Here is a 21,799-nt window from a genome sequence, read left to right on the forward strand (position 1 = left end):
GAAGTCTTTAGCTGTACCACCGTATACTTTTGCAAGTACGTTAGTGATTGCTGCAGTTAGGGTAGTTTTACCGTGGTCAACGTGGCCGATTGTACCAACGTTTACGTGCGGTTTTACGCGTTCAAACTTTTCTTTTGCCATGACGGAACCTATCAGTTTTGTGTATCTAGATTACATATGAAAATAATCCACCGAGGGTAGATTAATTTAATTTTTTCAAATTTCAAATAGTTTTTTCTGACAGATAAAGGGAGATAATAAGATAAGTTCTCGATACTGGTGCTGATAGGCAGATTTGAACTGCCGACCTCACCCTTACCAAGGGTGCGCTCTACCAACTGAGCTATATCAGCAACACCAGAGTCTGGAGCGGGCAGCGGGAATCGAACCCGCATCATCAGCTTGGAAGGCTGAGGTAATAGCCATTATACGATGCCCGCATAGGAAACTGTTCTTAAACTACCTCTAACCGTCAAGAATAAAGTGGTGGAGGGAGCTGGATTCGAACCAGCGAAGGCTGAGCCGTCAGATTTACAGTCTGATCCCTTTGGCCGCTCGGGAACCCCTCCACGAAAATTCTTTACTAAGTCACTTCCGGTAAAAGGAAAGTGGTGCCGACTATCCGAGTTGAACGGATGACCTACTGATTACAAGTCAGTTGCTCTACCAACTGAGCTAAGTCGGCACTGCTTTAGTACGGGGCGAGATTCTAAGGTAAGGTTTATTGGGATGCAACAATAAAATTAAAAAAAGTGTGAATTTATGTGTTAAACGCTCACAATTCAGGCAAATCCACGGTTTTTTACTGTTTTATTGTTAATTCACGCCAATAATTCAGTCCTTTAAAAACCAAGACACTATCAAATTGACTGCCAGAAAATAGATCAGCAAGTAATTTTCCATAGCCACCGGCAAATAATAAACAACAATTTTGCTGATCAACATGCTGAATAGCTTGCTCAATTGCCCCCATTGTCGCAACGAGCGCGCCATTTTTTAAACCATTAGGTGTATTACACCCTAAATCGGTGGCAAAAGGGGTGTGCTCATCGTCAAAAACGCGCTGAGTATTTTGCGTTAATGAGCGGGTCATTAAATCGAGCCCAGGCACAATCCAACCACCTAAGTGCTGACCCTCTTTATTCAATACATCAATTGTGGTCGCTGTCCCCGCATCAACAATAACACAATCTTTCTCTGGGTATTCAGTGTATGCAGCGATGACAGTAAGCCAGCGATCGATCCCCAAATTTTGATACTGCTTATAAGCACAGGTTAATGTTGCAAGCTCAGCAGTTACTTTAGCTTCGAAATAAGGAATTGCATGTTGTTGTGCCTGCGCAAATAGTGGCATAAGTCGCTCTGTGCTCCCCACACACGCATAAACCATGTCTGTAACATGCGACCATGGAATGGCATTGAGCTCACATGCTTGATAACGCTCATTATCAAAAAGTACGGCCTTAATTGCCGTATTACCCACATCGACCAATAATCTCATAGTTCAGCCTTACGCAGTGATATTTCACCACCGTAATAACTTTTAACCTCACCATCTTGGCGAATGCGAACGCCGCCTTGGTGATCAATCCCCTCACATATACCGCGCCAACTTCGATGGCCTGTATTGAGCTCCACACATTGACCTGCAAATGCGTTTAACTGATTCCATTGTTTATACATGTCATTTAAACCTGTTTGACGGTATTGCGCCAAACGTTGCTCAAGGTAAAAGCACAGATACGCCACGAGTTTATTTTTCTCAAGGCCTTCTACATGTTGGCTCAAGTCTGTCCATGCTTGATCAATATGCTGGCTGACACTGTCTGGCATATGCACGTTTATACCTATGCCGATAACCAACTGACATGGTCCTTGAGGTTGACCATCAAGCTCAACCAACACACCCGCTAGTTTTTTTCCGTCTAAATAAATGTCGTTTGGCCACTTTAACTCCACATCCAGTTGATAAAGTGCCTTTAAGGTATCGTATACCGCAAGTCCAACAGCAATCGACACACCCAGTGCAGCTTGTAAGCCATCGTCTAGACGCCAAAAGTAGCTAAAATATAAGTTTGCACCAAATGGCGATTGCCAAACCCGACCTCGTCTGCCTCGTCCTGCTTGCTGCATTTCTGCAACGAGTACAGTGCCAGAGTCTAATGGGGTGTCACTCTGAATACGGCGCATTAACTCGCTATTGGTCGAATCAATAATTGACTGCACTTCAACGCATGCGGTGTTTCCACCGAGCTCAGCATAATAGTCATTAATTTTACTTCTATGCAAAAGCCCCGCGCTATTATTCAGGCGGTAGCCTTTCCCTGTCACTTTAAAAATATCCAATCCCATTTCTTGTAACGAGTGAATATGTTTTCCAACTGCGGCCCTGCTAATTCCTAGCTGCTCACCTAATTGCTGACCCGAAATAAAACCACCTGAATTGAGCGCATTTAAAATTGCGAGTTTATTTCCATCTGGCGCCTTCATATTTGTGACTCCAAGTGAATATGACATTCGTGATCGGCATTCATTAAGCGCACTTCATGTTGCAAAGCAATGTGGTATTTTTGCCACACGTGTTGTTGCACATAATTCACCATGGCAATCAGGTCATCGCCGGTGCTGTTGCCATGATTAACTAACACCAAAGCTTGCTGCTGATGTACTTCAACGCCCGCAATACGGTGACCTTTTAAGCCAGCCTGTTCAATTAACCAACCTGCAGCTACTTTGTGGTGTTGTGCGTCGACAAAATAATGGGGCATATCTGGGTAGCTTTTTAATAAGTCAGCGAGTTGCTCATTGCTAATCACAGGGTTTTTAAAAAAGCTACCTGCATTAGCAAGTTCACTTGGGTTAGGTAACTTACTATTTCGAGTCGCAATAATCTGCTCAAACACCTGTTGCGCAGTCGGGTTATGTAGCTGTTGCAGTGGCCCATAATGTAATACTGGCTGCCATTGTTTGGGTAAGGTTAGCCCGACTTTCGTGATCACTGCTTTATTTTTAAGTGCATGTTTGAATATCGAATCACGGTAGCCAAACAGGCACTGTTCTTTGCTTAAACGGTTAATACTCGCAGATGCAATATCGAAGTACTCTACATAGCTAATAAACTTTTCAAGCTCGACACCATAAGCACCAATATTTTGCACCGGGGCTGCACCTACCGTACCGGGGATCAGCGCTAAGTTTTCAAGCCCAGGCATATCGTTGGCAATCGTCATGCTCACTAATTGATGCCAATTTTCACCTGCAGCAACATGTAAAAGGAAATGATCGTTTAGCTCTTCAATTTCAATCCCTTTAGTGGCCATATAGATTACCGTCCCTTGGTAGTCGGTTAAAAATACCGTATTACTACCCTCGCCTAAAATACAAAACGGTGCAGAGAAATCGGTATTAACGAGCTGCTCTACGTCATCTATTTGATGGAAATGCTGACAATGGCTTGGCAATGAAAAGGTATGAAAAGGTTGCAGGGACTGAGCCACAAAACGCCTCAAAGGTTACCGGTAACTAATCGCATTAGTGTAACCTATCATCGCAAAATACGCATCAGATTGTAAAAATCACTCAACCCACTGTATTAATCATGTTATAAAACGGGTTCTTTTTTCATTTGTGTTCCAAGGTTATTATGAAGTTTAAACCATTATTTTTAAGTCTTGCTATGGCAGGCGCATGCTCTCAAGCAACTGCTGACGCAATTAGCCAGCACACCTATGCAAACTTAGATGACGTAACAACCACTCACCTATTACTAGATTTAGATGTTGATTTTGATGACAAGCAACTAGAAGGGTTTGTTGAGCATACGCTAGATTGGCACAATGCTAGCAGCAAAACTCTGGTACTTGATACTCGCGATTTAGATATCGACAAAGTTATGTATCAAGATAAAAAAGGCGGCTGGCACAAAGCCGACTTCACTCTTGCGGCACGCGATGACGTAAAGGGCTCAAAATTAACAATTAAATTTAAAAGCCAAGCGGTTAAAGCTCGTATTTACTACAATAGCCGCCCAGAAGCCTCAGGATTACAATGGTTAACGCCTGAGCAAACAGCCAGTAAATCACACCCATTCATGTACAGCCAATCACAAGCTATTCATGCGCGTAGTTGGATACCTGTGCAAGACACACCAGCAATGCGTGTTACGTATTCTGCGCGTATTCATACACCTAAAGATATTCGCGCAGTCATGAGTGCAGACAATAAAGATGCGTTGTACAAAGATGGTGATTACTTATTCGATATGCCACAACCTATTTCGCCATACTTAATCGCGATAGGGGCTGGTAACTTAGAATTTAAAGCCATGTCTAAGCAGACAGGTATTTTTGCTGAGCCAACAATTTTAGATGCGTCGGTTGCTGAGTTCAACGACACACAAGCAATGATCGACAAAACTAACGCCATGTACGGTGAATATGCTTGGGGGCGTTATGACTTATTAATGCTTCCACCTAGCTTCCCATTTGGCGGTATGGAGAACCCACGTTTATCGTTTATCACCCCCACCGTTGTTGCAGGCGATAAGAGCTTAGTTAACCTAATCGCTCACGAACTCGCACACTCATGGTCGGGTAACTTAGTGACGAACGCAACATGGGAAGATTTATGGTTAAACGAAGGCTTTACCTCTTATGTTGAAAACCGCATCATGGAAGAAGTTTTTGGTCGTGACCGCGCAATCATGGAGCAAGCTTTAGATGCAGCAGGTCTGCGTGCTTTACTTAAAACACTTCCTGCTCCAGACACGCGCCTAAACTTAAAGCTTAATGGCCGAGATCCTGACGATGCATTCAGCTCAGTGCCTTATACTAAAGGGCAGCTGTTTCTTATTTACCTAGAGAATAAATTTGGTCGCGATAAATTTGACCCATTTGTAAAAGGTTATTTCGACGAGTTTGCATTTAAGTCACTCACGACAGCCCAATTTGTTACTTACATAAAAGCAAACCTCATCGACAAGTATCCAGGCGTAGTGAGCATGGATAAAGTAAACGAGTGGATTTTTGAGCCAGGGTTACCAACTGATGCTCCTAACCCAACATCTGATGCATTTGATAAAGTCGATACAGTGACAAAAACATGGTTAAACAATGAGATCGATGCGGCAGAATTGCCGACTGCTGAATGGACAGTGCATGAGTGGTTACATTTCCTCAATAACCTCCCTCGCGATTTAAGCATTGAGAAAATGACTGAGCTTGATAAACAATTCAACTTAACTCAATCAACCAATGCTGAGCGTGCATTTGCATGGTTTATGCTGGCTGTAGGCAATGGCTATCAGCCTATTTACCCTGCTTTGGACAAGTACTTGTCTGGTATTGGCCGCCGTAAATTAATAGTGCCACTTTATAAAGCACTGATTAAAAACGGCAAAAAAGACTGGGCGCACGATGTATACTTAAAAGCACGTCCGGGTTATCACCCGCTAGCACAAGGTACCGTTGACGACTTATTTTCAAAATAAGACGCTTCTAAATGTAAAAAGGCGCTGAATATCAGCGCCTTCTTTAATTCTCAATACTATTGACTTACTTTTTGTAAAAACGCTCGACGCTCTTCTGGGCTAGCTTGTTGCCACCAAAATTCCAACATGGCAGCTGCATTTGGCATTTTTTTCAATCCAGCCTGACCACCAGACACGTTTGCAGGCAGGGTGACTGGTGCCGCGGTCGCCGGTTTGTTCTTTGCAGCAACAACGGGAGCCGTCGCAACCGCCTGCACAGGAGCCGAAACCGCTCGGTAATTCACAATTGATAAAGGCATAGCCAGTTCACTGCCTTTGGCTTTTAGGCTCACTTGCGGTGACTCAGCAAACACTTCAGCAGCAACGGCATTACTCGCACGATTAAACACTAAATCATAGTTTTTGCCTTGTTCAACCGTCACTTCAACCCAAAATGGTTCGGATTCAACGACTTGATGATCATCGTAGCCTTGTTCGTAAAGATCTGTGTACTTCAGTTTTAACTGATATGTTCCAGGAGCAAGCTCAACATCGTCAACACGACTAAAAAATGATTGTTCAATAAGACGGTCACCTACTTGCAAAGGGACAAATTCCTCAGGAAAGTGGATTGTCTCAGCTAAACTACTGATACTATTGAATAGCATTAACGCACTACTTAGTAATACTAACTTACGCATGATCACTCCTTGGTTGTTCATTTGCGACAGTTTCAGTTTGACACTGCAAATAAAGTTTGTCATTAGTGAGCGGGTAATTAAGCCAATTTTAAAAGAGGTAAATATGAGCCAAGAGACTATTTTTACAAAAATTATTAATCGTGAGATCCCTGCGGATATCATCTATGAAGATGAGCAGTCACTTTCCTTTAAAGACATTAACCCACAAGCCCCCTTTCATGTTTTGATCATTCCTAAAACACCCATTGCGACCATAAATGATATCAGTGAAGAACATGCTCCTTTGGTAGGTCATCTTTATGTCGTAGCCGCAAAACTTGCAAAGCAGTTTGGTTTTAGTGACGACGGCTTTCGTGTGGTTATGAACTGTAATGATCATGGCGGTCAAACCGTGTACCATATACATCTACATATGTTAGCTGGTAAAGAAATGGGTTGGCCTCCTTATCAGGACAAGAAAAAACAAAATATCTAGCACTTTGCTATGTAAAAAATTGTAAAAAGTCGAACTAATATACTATTATTGATTATTGTGAATATATATCAGTTAGTTAACATATTTAGTTACGTTAACTAACTGTATTTTTTGAAACAAAATAGACACAAACTGTACTTTTCCTGCATAAGACTCAGAAATTTCTAATACGAAAGGGGTGGATTGCATGGTAGGATGAATCAGTCAACTTTATTCAAGAGTGTATAAATATGAGTAGTTCAGCTTTTTTATTATTAGATCCAGAACCAATTAACACGATTGGTGTTAACGTATTGGAGCCGTTGTTAAAAACACAAGGTCTAACTGTTACATCTGGGACTGATATATCTGAAGTGCCAGAAGGTACACGCTTATTATTCATCGAAACATCGAGCACAGATGCCTGGGGTAAATTAAAAGAACAACTAGTTAACCTACGCATTAAGTGCGATATTGTACTATTCAATCTTGACGAAAACCCAGAGATTGCTAACCGTGCACTATTAAGTGGTATTCGTGGTGTTTTTTACACGACTGATAACGCTGATGTATTGATGAAAGGCATTCGTTTATTGCTTGAAGATCAATTGTGGTACCGCCGCGAAATAATGTGCAATGCTTTAAACCGCATGCTGCAATTTAATAAAGATGCCCTGCACAAACTAACTGACGGTAATATCGAGCCTGTTAAGCTAACTAAACGCGAAAAAGCCATCATCTCATTGATGAGCAAAGGTTCGAAAAATAAAGAGATTGCTGAAGATTTAAGTATCAGCCCACACACTGTTAAAACGCACCTTTATAGTGCATTCAGAAAAACGAAATGCCGAAATCGCATCGAGCTTTTATCGTGGGCACAGCAAAATATCCCAGACGAAATACGCTAAACACTCTTCTTTAAAAAAACAGACGCACAATGCGTCTGTTTTTGTTTCTAGTTGCTAAACACCCAAATAGACTTTATGCTCGAAGATGTTCGTAATCCTCGGAAAAGCCATGCTCGATTCAGTCACCTTATACTACACAAGTGCAGCCATGATGGCGGTAATGACACTCCTTAACTATTTGACATGGCGAGCAAATAAAAGCATTCCGGGCACCTTGCTCTATATTTTCTATCCTTTAGTGATGTTCACTTCAGTGCTGAGTTTTGCACTTCTCGGTCATATCAATGATATTGCAAGTATCACCATTGCAAACTCCTTATTATTCAGTGCTTCTATTATTCATGTACTCGCTATTTGTCAGTTCTTAAATGCCAAGTGTATAGGGTTTAGAGCATTTATAGGGATAACCGGGGTATTAGCACTCAGCATGATCTATTTAGCGACAGACAATGCTGAGCTTAGAAACCGGATTTTAGTATCTGATTTACAACACATTATTGAGGCCTTGTTTCTACTTGCCTTATTCATTCGCAATGGCCGCAAAAGTTACCCGAATGGCAGCATTGTTTATATCTTAATATTAACCATTATTCTTGCCATATTTACAGGCAGAACACTGATGATGGGCGATGTCAGCACAGCTAATTTACTTTCCGAAAATTGGTTTAGTATCACCCTATTCATTAATGGGGTGATTGCACCGATGTTTTATGCCACAGGCATGGCAATTTTGTGTAATGAACGCCGCGAGCAACACCTCAACCAGCTTACTGAAAAAGCACATAAAGATCTTGAAATTCGCGGCTTATTCTTATCAACCATTAGTCATGAAATTCGCACTCCCCTCAATGGCATACTGGGAAGCGCTCAACTGATCATGAATCAGTCGAGCGACCCGCGAGATAAACCATACTGTGAAGCCATTATTAATTCAGCAGAGTCACTGAACTTACTGGTCGACAAAGTGCTCGACTATGCAAGCCTAGATCAGCGCGATGAAGCCCTCTACGAAGAAGATGTCGAATTTAAAACATGGTTAAACAACTTATGCTTATTACTCAGTCCGCTTGCAGAACAAAAGCACCTGAAATTTGAGCTGATTTACGATTTACCCGAACAGGCTTGCTACTATTGTGACCAGCAAAAGCTTAGACAAGTAATTATTAACCTTGTTGGCAATGCAATTAAATTTACTGATAAAGGCTCTGTAAAAATCCACGTCAAACTGCTCAATGAAGGGCAGCTAGACCATGTCGTTCGGATCAGTGTGATTGATTCAGGCCCAGGTATCGAAGATGAAGAAATCATCTACCTAACCGAACCTTATGTTCAAAGCAGTGCAGGAAAAGAAAAAGGTGGCACAGGCCTTGGCCTTGCTATTACAAGTCGCCTTCTCGAAAAGCTCGGTAGTAAGCTCAACATAAGTAGTGAGCTTAACAAAGGCAGTGTTTTTAGTTTTGATATCACACTCACAATTGGTGAACTTAGTCTTGTTGAGCAACGTCATCAATCGAAAGATTATGTGACCGGTTTAGATGTTTTGTTAGTAGAAGATCTCGACTTAAATCAAAAAATTGCCATTGAATTTATGGCCGATGACGAGCATAAAATAAAACTCGCAAAAGACGGTAACAGCGCAATTGAGCTGATGCAAAAACATCATTTTGATGTGGTACTACTGGATATGAATTTGCCCGACCTGACAGGTCAAGAAGTATTAAAAAAACTAAAAAATATCGACCATTTAAATCAACGCACGCCAGTCCTCGCTTTCACTGCGAGTCTGAGCCCCGATGAAATAAAAGAATACTTAGCGTTGGGGATTAAAGATATTGTCGGTAAGCCAATTAAACAACAAAAGCTGCGCCAAGCATTGAGCGACTCGCAAACAAATCAAGCTGCCAGCATTGCCGTCGAGCTGCGTGACACCTTATATGACGAAACAGCAGCAGCTGCACTCATTAGCTCATTTAATGAAGATGAAGTGTCTTCTATTTATAATGAATTTGTTCTCTCGGCGCGGAATAAACTGATACGAAGCCAACAACTTGTTGAAAATGATAAAGATCAATGTATTAAACTACTGCATCGCCAAGCAAGTACCGCCTTACAGCTCGGCTTTAATCGTTACGGCTTAGAGCTGAAAAAGATCGAGCGTAAGTTACTCGATAATAAGCCCCTTAAAGAGTCGCTGACCGATGCCCTAGTACTTTGGCAAGACAGCCTACAAGCCTACTTAAACCATGTGAGAAGTGAGCTAGGTTAGTGAGTTTAGATTAACAAGGTAAATCTGCCCTTACAGATGGTAATACTCTTTTTGTTTCATTACGCCGAGAATTAAATCATCCGCTCATTCGACTAACGACTGACCTCTGAGGCTTAACAATTACTCCCTCCCATATTCATCTTCAAACCGTTCGATATCACTTTCATCAAGTATCGCCCCGGTTTGTACTTCAATGACAATGAGGGGCTCATCATGACAATTGGCAAGGCTATGAATTTGCTGGGCGGCAATATAACAAGACTGATCGGCACCGAGTTCAAACTTATCATCTCCCACATGTACGCTGGCAATGCCCGAAACCACAACCCAATGCTCGGCACGGTGATGATGACGCTGAGTTGAGAGTTTCGCACCACAATTAACAAAAATTTTCTTAACCTTAAACCCAACACTCTCAACCAAAGTGCGGTAATTGCCCCAAGGTCTGAATACGGCTTGATGGTGCGTCAATTTATCGTTGTCTCGTTGCGCGAGTTGTTTAAGTAATTCAGGCAACTTATCAAGGGCTTTTTTATCTGCGACGAGGGTGGCATCGTGGGTATGTATAATCGCCTTATTGCTAATTCCCAAAGCTGCAATCGTGTGATCAGCTTCACTAATCAGCAAATTATTTTCACTATCAATACTCACTCCCTGCGAGCCCAAATAATTACCAAATTGATCTTTGTTAGCAATTTTTGAAAGGGCTGAGAAGCTGCCCACATCACTCCACGTTAAATCAACAGGAAGCATAGCGACATTTTCACTTCGCTCAAGAATAGCGTAATCAATTGAGTCACTTGGGCATGTTTTCAGTATGTCTGCGTTGGGTCTCAAAAAACCGAGATCTTCAGTAAAAGAGGCTGCTTGTGCGATACTACTCGCTATTTTTGGCGCAAACCGTTTTAACTCAGATAAGTACACATCAGCGAAAAATAAAAACATACCGCTATTCCAGCTAAACTCACCACTGGCAATGTATTGCTCAGCAAGTTTAAGCACTGGCTTTTCCTTAAATTCAGCGACTTTGTAACAGCCATCACGGTGCAGTGGTGGGCCTTGGCGAATATAACCATACCCTGTATGCGGCTCCGTTGGGGTAATTGCAAACGTAACGAGTTGCTGAGCCTCTGCCAAGGCTACGGCATCATCTAATCGCGCAAGTAGCTTTTCAAAGTCACAGATATAATGATCTGCAGGCATTACCAATAACGGGCCTAGTAAACCATTTTTCTGCGCATATTCAGCCGCTAACGCAATAGCTGGCGCGGTATTTTTGCCCTCAGGTTCAAGTAAAAGAGTCACATTTTTAGATACGTCTAATGCCTGTGATTTGGCAATAAATCGATGCGCTTCATTACACACTAATATCGGTGCATTAAATTGCGAACCAGTTACCCGCTTTAAGGTGCTTTGCAGTAGCGATTCATCGCTTAGCAAAGGTAAAAATTGCTTAGGCATGGCCTTGCGTGATAACGGCCATAGGCGTGAACCTATGCCACCAGCAAGAATAACAGGGGTAATTTTGCGACTCATGATTGCTTGTAGTTAATAAACCAACCATGAGTTTAACAAATTTTTAGCGATGCGGCTTAGATCAACTGAAATTGATCCGCGTCTAAATGCGCAGGAAAAGCACGCCGAAAATCCTCTAATGCGGATATATCAAGGCGCTGAATGATGATACCCGATTGGTTATCATCGAGCGCTGCTAATGTATCCCCTTTAAAATCGTATACTGCAGTGCCGCCATTATGATCAACATCATTGCCATCTGGCCCAATACGGTTGACACCGACCACATAACAGACATTTTCCATTGCGCGCGCTTTTAATAAGGTATCCCAAACATGGCGACGTGCCGCAGGCCAGTTTGCAACATTCACCATGAGGTCATAGTCATTGCAGTTACGTTGAAAAACAGGGAAGCGTAGGTCGTAACACACCTGCGGTAAAATGCGAAAGCCTTTGATATTGAAAATTTCACGCTGCTTACCCGCCTCAACATAGCGGCCTTCGTTCCCTAAACAGAATAAGTGACGCTTGTCGTAAAACTTTACCTCACCATTTGGCCACACCCAGTAGAAACGATTTGCTTTTTTATCACCGAGAGACACTAATACCGACCCAGCGATGACTGCATTTTTTTGTTTTGCAGTGGCTTGTAACCAGTTAACAACGTCACCTTGCTCAGGCTCGCTACAGTCAAGATTGATGGCAAACCCTGTCGCAAATGTTTCGGGTAACACGATTAAATCAGCCGGCTCAGTTAAACACTCAAGCAGCTCAGAAAAATGCGCAAGATTTGCCTGTTTATCTAGCCAATAAAGTGAGGATTGTACAAGGGCAAGCGTTAAAGCTGACATAAAATCTCCGCGGCACGCAACAGCGTGTCATCATTTTTTGCAAAACATACTCGTATGACCTTATCATTACTTGGGCTGTTGTAAAATACACTAAGCGGTACTGCTGCAACGCCTGCTTGCTCTACCAACCAATGACAAAACTCCACATCATTTAGGTCTGACACATCACTGTAATCAAGCAATAAAAAATATGTGCCTTCACTGGGCAAAAGGGTAAAACGGCTATCTTGTAACGCGTTACTGAGCAAATCACGCTTATGTTGATAAAAATCCGCTAGCCCATCAACATGTTCAGGCTCCAGTTCTAACATATCTGCTAAAGCATGTTGTGCTGGGGTAAAACTTGAAAATGTCACGTATTGATGAATCTTACGAAACTCAATCATCAGCTCAGCGGGGGCAACACAGTAGCCCATTTTCCAGCCTGTGCTGTGGAATGTTTTCCCAAAGCTTGAAATAACAAAGCTGCGTTCAAATAATTCTGTATCCGTGAGCGCACTAACATGTGTAGCACCATCAAAGGTGATGTGTTCATACACTTCATCGCTGATCACGTATAAGTTGTGTGCTTTAACTAAGGCCTTCAGTGCTGCAATGTCGTCAGCTTTAAGTATTTTGCCACTCGGGTTGTGTGGTGTATTGATAATAATAGCGCGCGTTTTTTCGCTCATGACCTCTGCAACCGCGTGCCAATCAATCCGATAATCAGGCGCATGTAAGGCAACATGTACACTGCGTCCCCCTGCTAATTCAATCGCGGGCTGGTACGAATCATAGGCAGGGTCGAACACCACCACTTCATCACCGTCTCTTACCAGCGCTTGAATTGCCACAAATAATGCTTCGGTTGCACCCGATGTCACCGTGACTTGCTGCTCATAATCTATATTGTTATGGTATTTTCTCGCAATCAGTGCTGCTATTTGCTGCTGTAAACGCACAATACCACTTGACGGAGCATATTGATTAACCCCTTCAAGTACATAATTATTTAACTGTTTTTTTAGTAAATCAGGGGCGTCAAATTCAGGAAAGCCCTGAGATAAATTAAGTGCTTGATGCTGATTCGCTAAAGCAGTCATTTGACTAAAAATACTGGTGCCTAAATTCGGCAATTTACTTTCAAACACAGAGGTTCCTTAAAGATGGTTTTGCGCTCGAAGCGATGCTATCATTGCTTAAAACAGATGTATAGCCGTCTAAATAACTTTTAGAAAGTCGAGGAATGTATGCATAACAATACCGCTATTTCAGAACTAATAGAAGCAGGTAAATGGGTAAGCCAACGAGGTTGGGTCCCAGCAACCGGTGGTAATTTTTCAGCCCGCACAGAAACGGGTTATGTCGTCACCGCCAGTGGTTTCGATAAAGGCCAGCTCGGTACACATGCATTTATTGAGTTAGACCACGCAGGCAACCGCACTAAAGGGTCGGGAAAACCCTCGGCAGAAACAGAACTACACTTGAACATGTATAAGCTGATCCCTTCTGCAAAATTTGTTTTACATACCCACTCGGTTGCTGCCACCGTTTTATCTCGCGTCATAAAAGGACATGCCATTAATTTACATGGCTACGAGATGCAAAAGTCACTCAGTGGTGTTACCTCACATTTAGATACGCTAAGCATTCCTATTTTCGACAACGATCAAGACATTGATCGCCTAAGTCTATTAGTAAGCGATCATCACCTGCATACGCCAATAGAGCACGCGGTGCTTATTCGCGGCCACGGCCTCTATGTTGTCGGCAGAGACATCAAAGAAGTATTGCGCCATTTAGAAGGGCTGGAGTTTTTATTTAGTTGCGAGCTTGAGCGCCTAAAACTGGAAGGTATCCACGCATGATCAAAGCCATTTTAACTGACATTGAAGGCACTATCACACGCATTTCATTTGTGAAAGATGTGCTATTCCCTTATGCCGCTGAAAAGCTTCCTGCGTTTATTAAAGCACACCAAGACGATCACGATGTCGCGGAACATATTGCGAGTGTAAAAGCACACATTGAACAGCCAGAAGCTGACCTAGAAACGGTGATTAGTACTTTACTTCATTGGATTGAAACGGATCAAAAAGTAACGCCATTAAAACAGTTACAAGGTTTAATTTGGCAAACAGGTTATGAAAATGGTGATTTTACCGGTCACCTTTATCCTGATGCGTACGCTTTTTTAAACGCGCAAAAACAAGCAGGAAGAAGCCTGTATGTTTACTCATCAGGCTCAGTAAAAGCACAGCACCTTATTTTTCAATATTCTGACTATGGTGATGTGAGACCTCTTTTTAGTGATTACTTCGATACCAAAGTGGGCGCAAAACAAGAGCAAAGCGCTTACAACACAATTATCGCTGCACTGCCATTTGACGCCTCTGAGGTGCTATTTTTAAGCGACGTTGCTGCTGAATTAGAGGCAGCTAAAGCGGCAGGTTTACGCACTTTGCACCTTATTCGCGATGGCCAAGACAGTACCAGCGAGCATCCTTATATTAATGATTTTAGTGAATTTAGTGCGGAGTATTTAGCATGAGCCAGTTAACAGTTTTTAATGATAACAATGCCGATGACATCATTTTTCACAGCGACGACTCAAACGCCATAGCAACGAAACTAAATGCAGTGGGTGTACGCTTTGAACAGTGGCAGGCGAATGCACATATTGATGAAACAACCAGCCATGATGCTATTTTAAGTGCGTACGCTGACGACATTGAGCGCATAAAGCGTGAAGGAGGTTATCAAACTGTTGATGTTATCTCGCTCGCAAAAGGCAACCCGAATGCCGCTGAGTTACGTGGTAAGTTTTTATTTGAACATACCCACAGCGAAGATGAAGTACGCTTTTTTGTAAAAGGCCAAGGGCTTTTTTGTCTGCATGTCGATAATAAAGTATACCAAGTGCTGTGCCAGCAAGGTGACTTAATTTCGGTGCCAGAATTAACCCCTCATTGGTTTGACATGGGCAGCAACCCTGAATTTACTGCTATTCGCTTATTTAATAATACCGAAGGCTGGGTGGCTAAAAGCACAGATTCAGCTATCGCGAATGACTTTCCATTGCTTGATTAATATGGAAAAACTTTTCTCATACGGCACTTTGCAATATAAACAGGTGCAACTCGATACCTTCGGGCGTTTGCTCGAAGGTCAGCCTGCGACTTTAACAGGGTACATTGTCGGTGAAATTGAAATTACTGATCCTGCGGTGTTAAAAAGCAGTGGCCAGCGTTTTCATCCTGCGTTAATTAAAACAGGTGAAGACTGCGACATTGTGAATGGCACAATTTATTTAATCACCGAACAAGAGTTGGCCCAAGCCGATGACTATGAGGTAGATGACTATCAACGCATTGCAGAAAAATTCCAATGTAATACCTCTGCTTGGTTATATGTTGCAAAAAATGGCCTTTAATTTACAAATATAAAACAAAAAAACCCAATTCAAAAACAACTTCTGGTATCATCACCTCATTAATGCTCAGTACTTAATTATTAGCTAAAGGACTACACATGGGGTCGGTAATTTCACCCTTACGCGATAATATTATTTATGTTGGCGAATGGCAGCTAAACATATCATTGCAAGCAATTAATGACGGCGTGCATGCTCGCGAACTAGAACCGCTGTTATTTAAGTTACTGTGCTATTTTATTGAACATAATGAACGTATTATTTCTCGCCAAGAGCTGGCGGACAACATTTGGCAGCAAAGCTACGTTGATGATAATGCCATCAATCGAGCGATATCGGAGCTAAGAAAAGCACTCAAATCAGAAAAGCAGCCTGGCCAAAGTATCAAAACACATTACCGTAAAGGGTATAGTTTATTTATTCCTGTCAGCTCAAATAAAACCGAGACAGTCACTACAGAACAGCGAAATCAACATGAATCTTCGAGTGAAGTCGCTGCCGCTGAATCATCTTCACACAGTTATCACAAAAAAAATGTAAATTGGTCGTGGTCAATTCCCGCCATATTAATAGCAACGCTAATTTGTTTTTTCTGGTTTTTTTCAGATAAACCTGCGGCAAGTAGTGAAACCAGACAAACCATGCCTTTTCTAGCATTAGATGCTGACACTATTTCTTGGCATAAAGGCAGTTACTCTCACTTACTACTGCCCCCCGATAAAAGTAAGCTTGCTTATTTGCTCACACCTCTCAAGCAAAATGACATAATGAATATCTATGTAATGGACCTAAAAACCAAAAAAGAGTTTTTAGTTGACTCAGGTGACGCTTATATTCAGGGCTGGTCTGATGATGGTCTGCGCTTATTTTATGTCAAATGTAAACCCGGTGACTATAGTCAGTGCCAACAATGGCAGGCCAGTGACTTTTTTTCTGAAACAATCAAAAAATCCCCCCTGTCGTATCCTTATTCTTCAGGTGATAAGTTAACGCAATACACAGAAGTCGGGGATACCGCTATTTTTCGACGTAATCATTATCGTGGCTTAAGCCAATTATTTGCGCTTTACGCTTATGATAAAAAAACAGCAGAAGAAATCCGCATTACATCACCCAATATTACTGGAACAGGTGATTATTTATTAACGACATTATCAAATCCTGAACGGATTATTTTTGAACGCCACAACACTGGCCAAGCAGAAATTTATATGGCAAACCTAGACGGTAGCTCCATGAAGCTGCTCACGACAAATAACTATAGATCATGGGCTGCCACGTATGATGAACCCAGTAATTCGCTCATTTGGTATAACCGTGCCAATTCGACTATTGAATCATTTTCGTTCGACTCAATGACCCGAGCCCACGCTATTAAAGCCCCCGTTAAAGACGCTAACTACGCTTACCCACTCAACAAAGAGTCGCTGTTAATAAGTACCGATCTACATGATCTAGATGCCAGTGTTTTTGATTTAAAGACGCAAGAAATGAGCTACATAGCCACCGCTAATAAGCATGAAAATTCTGCTGTAGCGCTTGCAAATGGTGATGTTTATTTTGCCGATACCTATTACGATAAGCGTGAACATTGGCTTAAAACCAATAACCAATATATCCCTATTTCTGATAGGGTTGGCACTGACAATATCATTGTTTCTGCCAATGAAAACAGCACGCGTTTATTGAGTTTCAATAAACACACGCATCAACTCTCACTATTAGATGCCACAGACTTTAAGACAATTAAGCAATGGCAAATACCAGGCCGAATTGTGCTCGCTAAAATACGTAAAAACCGCATTGCGGTAATCTACGCCGATGCAACCACCTTACAAAATCAGTTAATGCTATTGAATACTGACAATACAGAAACAGTCATCAGCACGATTGATACGCCCCTTGCTATCGCTTGGCGTAATGATCATCAATTGATTGTGCATGCCAAACACACACAGTTTTTAGAACTTGATAGCCAAACTAATCGCTACCATGAATTACCTATGCCAGATAAGTTGACTGCAATAAAACCGTCAATAGTAACGATGGCGAGTAATGAGCAAACACTGTTTATCGCCACCTCTGCTGACATTTACAGTGCCGCTTTAGAGGAACTAACGGAAGTGAATACACTGATTAAAATGAAACCGTCTAACTATATTTTGCACCTCAACGCACAAAATGAAAAATTAGCGATTTCATTCGTAACCGCTAATAATCAAAACAGTATTGAGCTTTACACTGAGAAAAGACCCAGCAACTAGTTATTTTAATTGCGTTAATACACCTTGCTCGATATCAGCATACTCGTAAACACCGGTATCTAATACCCAGCCTGTAACCAACTTTGCAGGCGTGACATCAAAAGCAGGGTTATACACTGATGCATTCGTCGGTGCCCACTGTGCTTCACCAAAACTACCGCTCACACCACGTACTTCAGCGGGGCTTCGCTGTTCAATCTCAATATCATCACCACAGGCTGTTTGCGTATCAAGTGTTGTTAGCGGCGCAACCACGTAAAACGGAATATTATGAAAGTGAGCCAATACTGCCAAATTATACGTACCCACTTTATTAGCAAAATCGCCGTTTGCAGCAATACGATCGGCACCTACAAAAATTTTATCGACCTTACCCGCAGCCATTAAGCTTGCTGCCATATTGTCGCAAATTAACGTGTAAGGTATTTGCCAGCGCTCAAGCTCAAATGCAGTTAATCGGCCCCCTTGCAATAATGGGCGTGTTTCATCAACCCAGACATGCAGATCTCCATGGCGTTGCTGAGCTTTATAAATCACACCTAACGCTGTGCCTACTCCCGCCGTAGCTAATGCTCCAGTATTACAATGAGTAAGAATATTATCGCCTTTAGCAACAAGCTCAGCACCACGCTGTGCCATGCTGTCACACAGTGCAATGTCTTCAAAAAATAACTGCTCAGCCGTGTCTACAACAGCCTCAACATATGCAGGTTGCATTAATGCCTCACGCAGCTGTGCCATACAGTGCATTAAATTCACAGCGGTCGGACGCGTTGCTTCTAATTCATCAATCGCTGAAGCAAGCTCTGCTTTACTCATACCTTGCTCTGCTAAATGAGCAACGAGTACGCTGGCACCTAAGCCAATTAAAGGGGCACCACGAATTTTTAAAGTCAAAATCAGTTCTTTCATCGTTTCAACATCATTGCATACATGCCAATGCTGTTGATGAGGCAATAAGTACTGATCAAGCACAGTTAAGGTATTTTGCTGATATTTAATACTACTCGCGATGAGATCTTGCATAGTGCATCCAGATTACTAATTTGATGAAAGGGTATTTTACATCAGTTTACACAACTAACAAGCTGGATGTATGGACATCTAAACGCTTACAGGTATAGAATGCCCAAAGTTAATAATATTTTGAGATAGAGCCATGGCTAATTACACTGCCTTCACTGCAGAGCATGCTGTTGATTACATTAAAAAACTTACCGAAAGTGAACTCAGTTCAGTGTTTACTCCTAACGCTGAGCTGTCAGCGTACGAGTTCGGCGACGGAAATCTAAACTTAGTTTTCCGGGTCACTGATCAACACAACAACAGTGTAATTTTAAAGCAAGCTTTACCCTATGCTCGCTGCGTGGGTGAGTCATGGCCGTTATCGTTAGACCGTGCGCGTATCGAGGCTGACGTCTTGATAAATCATGGTTCATTGTGCCCAGAGCACACCGTAGCCATTTTGCACCACAATGCTGAGCTTGCATTAACCGTGCTGGAAGACTTAGGTCACTTACAAATTTTACGTGGTGCACAAATAAATGCCGAGCAGTTCCCTAAATTAGCCAGTCATGTTGCCCAATATCTCAGTCGCACCGGTTTTTATAACTCCGACTTTTATCTTTCTGCCGACGATAAAAAAGCCAAAGTGAGCCAATTTATCAACCCAGATTTATGTAAGATCACTGAGGATCTCTTTTTCACTGACCCTTATATCGAGCACGAGCGCAATCACTTCCCGGCTGAACTCAATTCGTCAGTGCAACACATTCGTAATAACAACGCGCTAAAACTTGCCGCAGCGAAATTAAAAGCTAGGTTCTTATCGTGTCCGCAAACCTTGTTACACGGCGATATGCACAGCGGCAGTATTTTTGTTGATAACAACACAACCAAGATGATCGACCCAGAGTTTGGCTTTTTTGGTCCAGTTGGTTTCGATATCGGTTCATTTATGGGTAATTTATTACTTAATTACTGCGCGCAAAATGGCCGTATAGCTGAATTAGCAAAGCGTCGCCACTATCAAACGCATTTATTAACATGCTTACAAGACTGTTATAGCCAGTTTGAAGAGCAGTGGTTGAACTTAGCAAGTAATGAGACAACCGATGTAAGCTTTGCTAACCGCGCCTTTACAGAAGATTACTTAAAAAGCGTGTTGCATGATGCCATTGGTTATTGCGGTGCAGAACTTATTCGCCGTACGATTGGCCTTGCCCACGTTGCTGACATTGACGGCATTGAAAACGAGCAAGCACGCTTAGCTGTGCAGCAACAAACCTTAGTGTTAGGCGAGCAATTGATGCTTAACGCAACAAGTTGCGATAATAAAGATGAATTTTTTACCTTATTGATCAGCTTATTAAACTAGTTATTCAGCTACCCAATGAATAAGGCGCTTATCGCGCCTTATTGAATCTCATCATTATTTATTGTAATGCTCATACATTTTATCAAGCGGTTCTGACAACCCATTTTCTTGTACAACACGCACATGGTGACGAGCAAGTTCTCGGGCGCTCGACACGCCACATGAATGAGCAATTAAGCCTGCACCGTAGTGAATAAACTTATTGTAATTTGCAACTCGCTGCGCTTTGTCTGTCACATCTAAGCCGCGTTGTAATCGCTCATTGTGCGTTGTAATACCGGTCGGGCAAGTATCTTTATTGCATTGTAATGCTTGAATACAGCCTAATGAAAACATATGCCCGCGCGCTGACACAATAAAATCAGCCCCCAAAGCCAATGCCCAAGCCACTTTCGACGGGACGATTAATTTACCCGATGCAATCACTTTCACCCGCTCTCTTAAACCATGTTTTTTCAACAAATCAACGACCAAAGGTAAGCTTTCTTTTAGAGGTAAACCAACAGAATCCATCAATGGCTGCGGGGCAGCCCCAGTGCCACCATCAGCACTATCAATGGTAATAAAGTCTGGTGCTGACTCAATACCGCGATTGTTAATTTCACTGAATAAGGTTTCAAGCCACGTATACTCACCGATTACTGCTTTAAATCCTGTGGGTTTTCCTGTCGTAGCTCTAACAGTTTCAATCATATCGAGTAAATCAGCAGGTTTTTTTATTTCTGGGTGCCCATTAGGGCTAATCGAGTCATGTCCTTCTGGTATGCCACGGATTTTAGCGATTTCTGCGGTGACTTTTCGGCCCGGCAACATGCCACCTTTGCCCGGTTTTGCGCCTTGGCTCATTTTAATTTCGAACATTTTCACTTGCTCATGACTAGCAATCGCTTTGAGCTTTTCGAGGCTCAGTTTGCCCTGCTCATCTCTGACACCATATTTTGCCGTACCAATCTGAAATACAATATCGGCTCCTCCTTCCAGATGATAAGGACTCAACCCCCCTTCACCTGTATTCATCCAGCACCCAGCTAGTTTTGCGCCTCGAGATAAAGCGCGAACAGCCGGTTTTGAAAGTGCTCCAAAGCTCATGCCCGAAATATTAAATAATGCATTGGTAGAATAAGGTTTTTCACAATAGGGTCCCAAGGTGACATGACTAGGTTCGAGTGCCTCTTCATCGAGCGTCGGAAATGCACAGTTCATGAACATCACAGTGCCTGTGGCTTCTAAGCTTTGAGTGGAACCAAATGCCGTGGTACGGTCAACGTTTTTTGCCGCACGGTAGACCCAACTTCGATCGGCACGGTTAAACGGAAGCTCCTCTCTGTCCATCGCAAAAAAATACTGGCGAAAAAACTCACCTTGGCGTTCAAAAAAGTAACGAAAACGCCCTATCACAGGGTAATTACGACGAATAGCCTGTTTCGACTGCGTCACATCACTAATGTAAAAACAGATGATTACCAACAGCCCTATCCCTAACGCAAAGATAAACAAGCTGGCAAATACATCGATACTAAAAATTATAAAATCACTCATTCAAGACTCCTGTGTGATGATGACGTCCTTGCAAATCATATAAGC

Annotated in this window: 20 protein-coding genes and 4 tRNA genes; 10 read left to right on the top strand and 14 right to left on the bottom strand. The window is 42.3% G+C overall.

Annotated features, from left to right (window positions below; translation table 11 throughout):
* The 8 genes from JIG41_RS06910 to murB form a co-directional block, all read right to left on the bottom strand.
* Window positions 1-141: GTP-binding protein (locus tag JIG41_RS06910; RefSeq protein ID WP_249406624.1), on the bottom strand; the 141-nt coding region annotated here is incomplete at its 3' end.
* 136 nt (window positions 142-277) lie between these two features.
* Window positions 278-353 (bottom strand) — tRNA-Thr (locus JIG41_RS06915).
* A gap of 12 nt (window positions 354-365) precedes the next feature.
* A tRNA-Gly gene (locus JIG41_RS06920) sits at window positions 366-440 on the bottom strand.
* A 44-nt stretch (window positions 441-484) separates the two neighbouring features.
* Window positions 485-569: transfer RNA gene (locus JIG41_RS06925), tRNA-Tyr, on the bottom strand.
* A 40-nt stretch (window positions 570-609) separates the two neighbouring features.
* Window positions 610-685: transfer RNA gene (locus JIG41_RS06930), tRNA-Thr, on the bottom strand.
* Window positions 686-802: 117 nt separating this feature from the next.
* Complete coding sequence (locus JIG41_RS06935) at window positions 803-1,501, bottom strand: type III pantothenate kinase (protein WP_065979441.1); 699 nt, start codon at window positions 1,499-1,501, stop codon at window positions 803-805.
* Complete coding sequence (gene birA, locus JIG41_RS06940) at window positions 1,498-2,490, bottom strand: bifunctional biotin--[acetyl-CoA-carboxylase] ligase/biotin operon repressor BirA (protein WP_199524473.1); 993 nt, start codon at window positions 2,488-2,490, stop codon at window positions 1,498-1,500. The genes JIG41_RS06935 and birA overlap by 4 nt, the downstream gene beginning before the upstream one ends.
* Window positions 2,487-3,497, bottom strand: a complete 1,011-nt coding sequence (gene murB, locus JIG41_RS06945; protein WP_199524474.1) for a UDP-N-acetylmuramate dehydrogenase — start codon at window positions 3,495-3,497, stop codon at window positions 2,487-2,489. Before murB ends, birA begins: the two co-directional genes overlap by 4 nt.
* A 146-nt stretch (window positions 3,498-3,643) precedes the next feature.
* Between murB and JIG41_RS06950 the strand changes: the two genes are divergently transcribed.
* Window positions 3,644-5,488 (top strand): M1 family metallopeptidase, encoded by a 1,845-nt coding sequence (locus tag JIG41_RS06950; RefSeq protein ID WP_199524475.1) that lies wholly within the window; start codon window positions 3,644-3,646, stop codon window positions 5,486-5,488.
* 56 nt (window positions 5,489-5,544) lie between these two features.
* Here JIG41_RS06950 and JIG41_RS06955 read toward each other — a convergent pair whose 3' ends face one another.
* A complete protein-coding gene (locus JIG41_RS06955) occupies window positions 5,545-6,168 on the bottom strand; it encodes a DUF2057 domain-containing protein (protein ID WP_065979445.1) in 624 nt (207 codons plus the stop codon).
* Between the two features lie 103 nt (window positions 6,169-6,271).
* On the opposite strand from JIG41_RS06955, the gene JIG41_RS06960 reads away from it, so the two are divergent.
* From JIG41_RS06960 to JIG41_RS06970, 3 genes are all read left to right on the top strand, one after another.
* Entirely contained in the window at window positions 6,272-6,643 is a 372-nt protein-coding gene (locus JIG41_RS06960; RefSeq protein ID WP_199524476.1) for a histidine triad nucleotide-binding protein, read from the top strand.
* 230 nt (window positions 6,644-6,873) lie between these two features.
* Window positions 6,874-7,530, top strand: a complete 657-nt coding sequence (locus tag JIG41_RS06965) for a response regulator transcription factor (RefSeq protein WP_036973496.1) — start codon at window positions 6,874-6,876, stop codon at window positions 7,528-7,530.
* Window positions 7,531-7,639: 109 nt separating this feature from the next.
* Entirely contained in the window at window positions 7,640-9,796 is a 2,157-nt protein-coding gene (locus JIG41_RS06970; RefSeq protein ID WP_180311223.1) for an ATP-binding protein, read from the top strand.
* 120 nt (window positions 9,797-9,916) lie between these two features.
* Here the strand turns inward: JIG41_RS06970 and JIG41_RS06975 are convergent, their stop codons facing one another.
* Genes JIG41_RS06975 through JIG41_RS06985 form a run of 3 tightly spaced genes read right to left on the bottom strand, consistent with a single transcriptional unit; the run spans window position 9,917 to window position 13,292 of the window.
* Window positions 9,917-11,332 carry a mannose-1-phosphate guanylyltransferase/mannose-6-phosphate isomerase gene (locus tag JIG41_RS06975; protein ID WP_199524477.1) on the bottom strand — a complete coding sequence of 472 codons (1,416 nt, stop codon included), beginning with the start codon at window positions 11,330-11,332 and terminating at the stop codon, window positions 9,917-9,919.
* A gap of 56 nt (window positions 11,333-11,388) precedes the next feature.
* Window positions 11,389-12,162, bottom strand: coding sequence for an amidohydrolase (locus JIG41_RS06980; RefSeq protein WP_199524478.1), 774 nt, complete (start codon window positions 12,160-12,162; stop codon window positions 11,389-11,391).
* Window positions 12,150-13,292, bottom strand: coding sequence for a methionine aminotransferase (locus tag JIG41_RS06985; RefSeq protein WP_180311226.1), 1,143 nt, complete (start codon window positions 13,290-13,292; stop codon window positions 12,150-12,152). The genes JIG41_RS06980 and JIG41_RS06985 overlap by 13 nt, the downstream gene beginning before the upstream one ends.
* A gap of 99 nt (window positions 13,293-13,391) precedes the next feature.
* Here JIG41_RS06985 and JIG41_RS06990 point away from each other — a divergent pair, with 99 nt between their 5' ends.
* From JIG41_RS06990 to JIG41_RS07010, 5 genes are all read left to right on the top strand, one after another.
* Window positions 13,392-14,009 (top strand): methylthioribulose 1-phosphate dehydratase, encoded by a 618-nt coding sequence (locus JIG41_RS06990; protein WP_036973502.1) that lies wholly within the window; start codon window positions 13,392-13,394, stop codon window positions 14,007-14,009.
* Complete coding sequence (gene mtnC / locus JIG41_RS06995; protein WP_036973505.1) at window positions 14,006-14,692, top strand: acireductone synthase; 687 nt, start codon at window positions 14,006-14,008, stop codon at window positions 14,690-14,692. The genes JIG41_RS06990 and mtnC overlap by 4 nt, the downstream gene beginning before the upstream one ends.
* Window positions 14,689-15,231, top strand: coding sequence for an acireductone dioxygenase (locus JIG41_RS07000; protein ID WP_199524479.1), 543 nt, complete (start codon window positions 14,689-14,691; stop codon window positions 15,229-15,231). Before mtnC ends, JIG41_RS07000 begins: the two co-directional genes overlap by 4 nt.
* 1 nt (window position 15,232) lies before the next feature.
* Window positions 15,233-15,574 carry a gamma-glutamylcyclotransferase family protein gene (locus JIG41_RS07005; protein ID WP_036973510.1) on the top strand — a complete coding sequence of 114 codons (342 nt, stop codon included), beginning with the start codon at window positions 15,233-15,235 and terminating at the stop codon, window positions 15,572-15,574.
* Window positions 15,575-15,672: 98 nt separating this feature from the next.
* Window positions 15,673-17,838 carry a winged helix-turn-helix domain-containing protein gene (locus tag JIG41_RS07010; RefSeq protein ID WP_199524480.1) on the top strand — a complete coding sequence of 722 codons (2,166 nt, stop codon included), beginning with the start codon at window positions 15,673-15,675 and terminating at the stop codon, window positions 17,836-17,838.
* On the opposite strand, the gene mtnA is transcribed toward JIG41_RS07010, so the two are convergent.
* A complete protein-coding gene (mtnA, locus tag JIG41_RS07015; protein WP_065979452.1) occupies window positions 17,839-18,864 on the bottom strand; it encodes an S-methyl-5-thioribose-1-phosphate isomerase in 1,026 nt (341 codons plus the stop codon).
* Window positions 18,865-18,997: 133 nt separating this feature from the next.
* On the opposite strand from mtnA, the gene mtnK reads away from it, so the two are divergent.
* On the top strand, window positions 18,998-20,215 hold the full coding sequence (mtnK, locus tag JIG41_RS07020) for an S-methyl-5-thioribose kinase (protein WP_036973525.1): 1,218 nt from the start codon (window positions 18,998-19,000) through the stop codon (window positions 20,213-20,215).
* A 54-nt stretch (window positions 20,216-20,269) separates the two neighbouring features.
* Here the strand turns inward: mtnK and JIG41_RS07025 are convergent, their stop codons facing one another.
* The gene (locus JIG41_RS07025; protein ID WP_065979454.1) at window positions 20,270-21,754 is read right to left on the bottom strand and encodes an FMN-binding glutamate synthase family protein; all 1,485 of its coding nucleotides are present in this window, start codon (window positions 21,752-21,754) and stop codon (window positions 20,270-20,272) included.
* Window positions 21,755-21,799 lie beyond the last annotated feature (45 nt).

This window comes from Pseudoalteromonas sp. bablab_jr011, from assembly GCF_016464045.1.
GTDB lineage: Bacteria > Pseudomonadota > Gammaproteobacteria > Enterobacterales > Alteromonadaceae > Pseudoalteromonas > Pseudoalteromonas lipolytica.

Excerpts from the sequence above, each read along its gene's own strand:
- JIG41_RS07000 (WP_199524479.1), top strand. The coding sequence starts at position 14,689 with ATGAGCCAGTTAACAGTTTTTAATGATAACAATGCCGATGACATCATT.
- JIG41_RS07025 (WP_065979454.1), bottom strand. The coding sequence starts at position 21,754 with ATGAGTGATTTTATAATTTTTAGTATCGATGTATTTGCCAGCTTGTTT.
- mtnK (WP_036973525.1), top strand. The coding sequence starts at position 18,998 with ATGGCTAATTACACTGCCTTCACTGCAGAGCATGCTGTTGATTACATT.
- birA (WP_199524473.1), bottom strand. The coding sequence starts at position 2,490 with ATGAAGGCGCCAGATGGAAATAAACTCGCAATTTTAAATGCGCTCAAT.
- JIG41_RS06970 (WP_180311223.1), top strand. The coding sequence starts at position 7,640 with ATGCTCGATTCAGTCACCTTATACTACACAAGTGCAGCCATGATGGCG.
- JIG41_RS06935 (WP_065979441.1), bottom strand. The coding sequence starts at position 1,501 with ATGAGATTATTGGTCGATGTGGGTAATACGGCAATTAAGGCCGTACTT.
- JIG41_RS06980 (WP_199524478.1), bottom strand. The coding sequence starts at position 12,162 with ATGTCAGCTTTAACGCTTGCCCTTGTACAATCCTCACTTTATTGGCTA.
- JIG41_RS06960 (WP_199524476.1), top strand. The coding sequence starts at position 6,272 with ATGAGCCAAGAGACTATTTTTACAAAAATTATTAATCGTGAGATCCCT.
- JIG41_RS07010 (WP_199524480.1), top strand. The coding sequence starts at position 15,673 with ATGGGGTCGGTAATTTCACCCTTACGCGATAATATTATTTATGTTGGC.
- mtnC (WP_036973505.1), top strand. The coding sequence starts at position 14,006 with ATGATCAAAGCCATTTTAACTGACATTGAAGGCACTATCACACGCATT.
- JIG41_RS06950 (WP_199524475.1), top strand. The coding sequence starts at position 3,644 with ATGAAGTTTAAACCATTATTTTTAAGTCTTGCTATGGCAGGCGCATGC.
- mtnA (WP_065979452.1), bottom strand. The coding sequence starts at position 18,864 with ATGCAAGATCTCATCGCGAGTAGTATTAAATATCAGCAAAATACCTTA.
- JIG41_RS07005 (WP_036973510.1), top strand. The coding sequence starts at position 15,233 with ATGGAAAAACTTTTCTCATACGGCACTTTGCAATATAAACAGGTGCAA.
- JIG41_RS06965 (WP_036973496.1), top strand. The coding sequence starts at position 6,874 with ATGAGTAGTTCAGCTTTTTTATTATTAGATCCAGAACCAATTAACACG.
- JIG41_RS06990 (WP_036973502.1), top strand. The coding sequence starts at position 13,392 with ATGCATAACAATACCGCTATTTCAGAACTAATAGAAGCAGGTAAATGG.
- JIG41_RS06955 (WP_065979445.1), bottom strand. The coding sequence starts at position 6,168 with ATGCGTAAGTTAGTATTACTAAGTAGTGCGTTAATGCTATTCAATAGT.
- JIG41_RS06975 (WP_199524477.1), bottom strand. The coding sequence starts at position 11,332 with ATGAGTCGCAAAATTACCCCTGTTATTCTTGCTGGTGGCATAGGTTCA.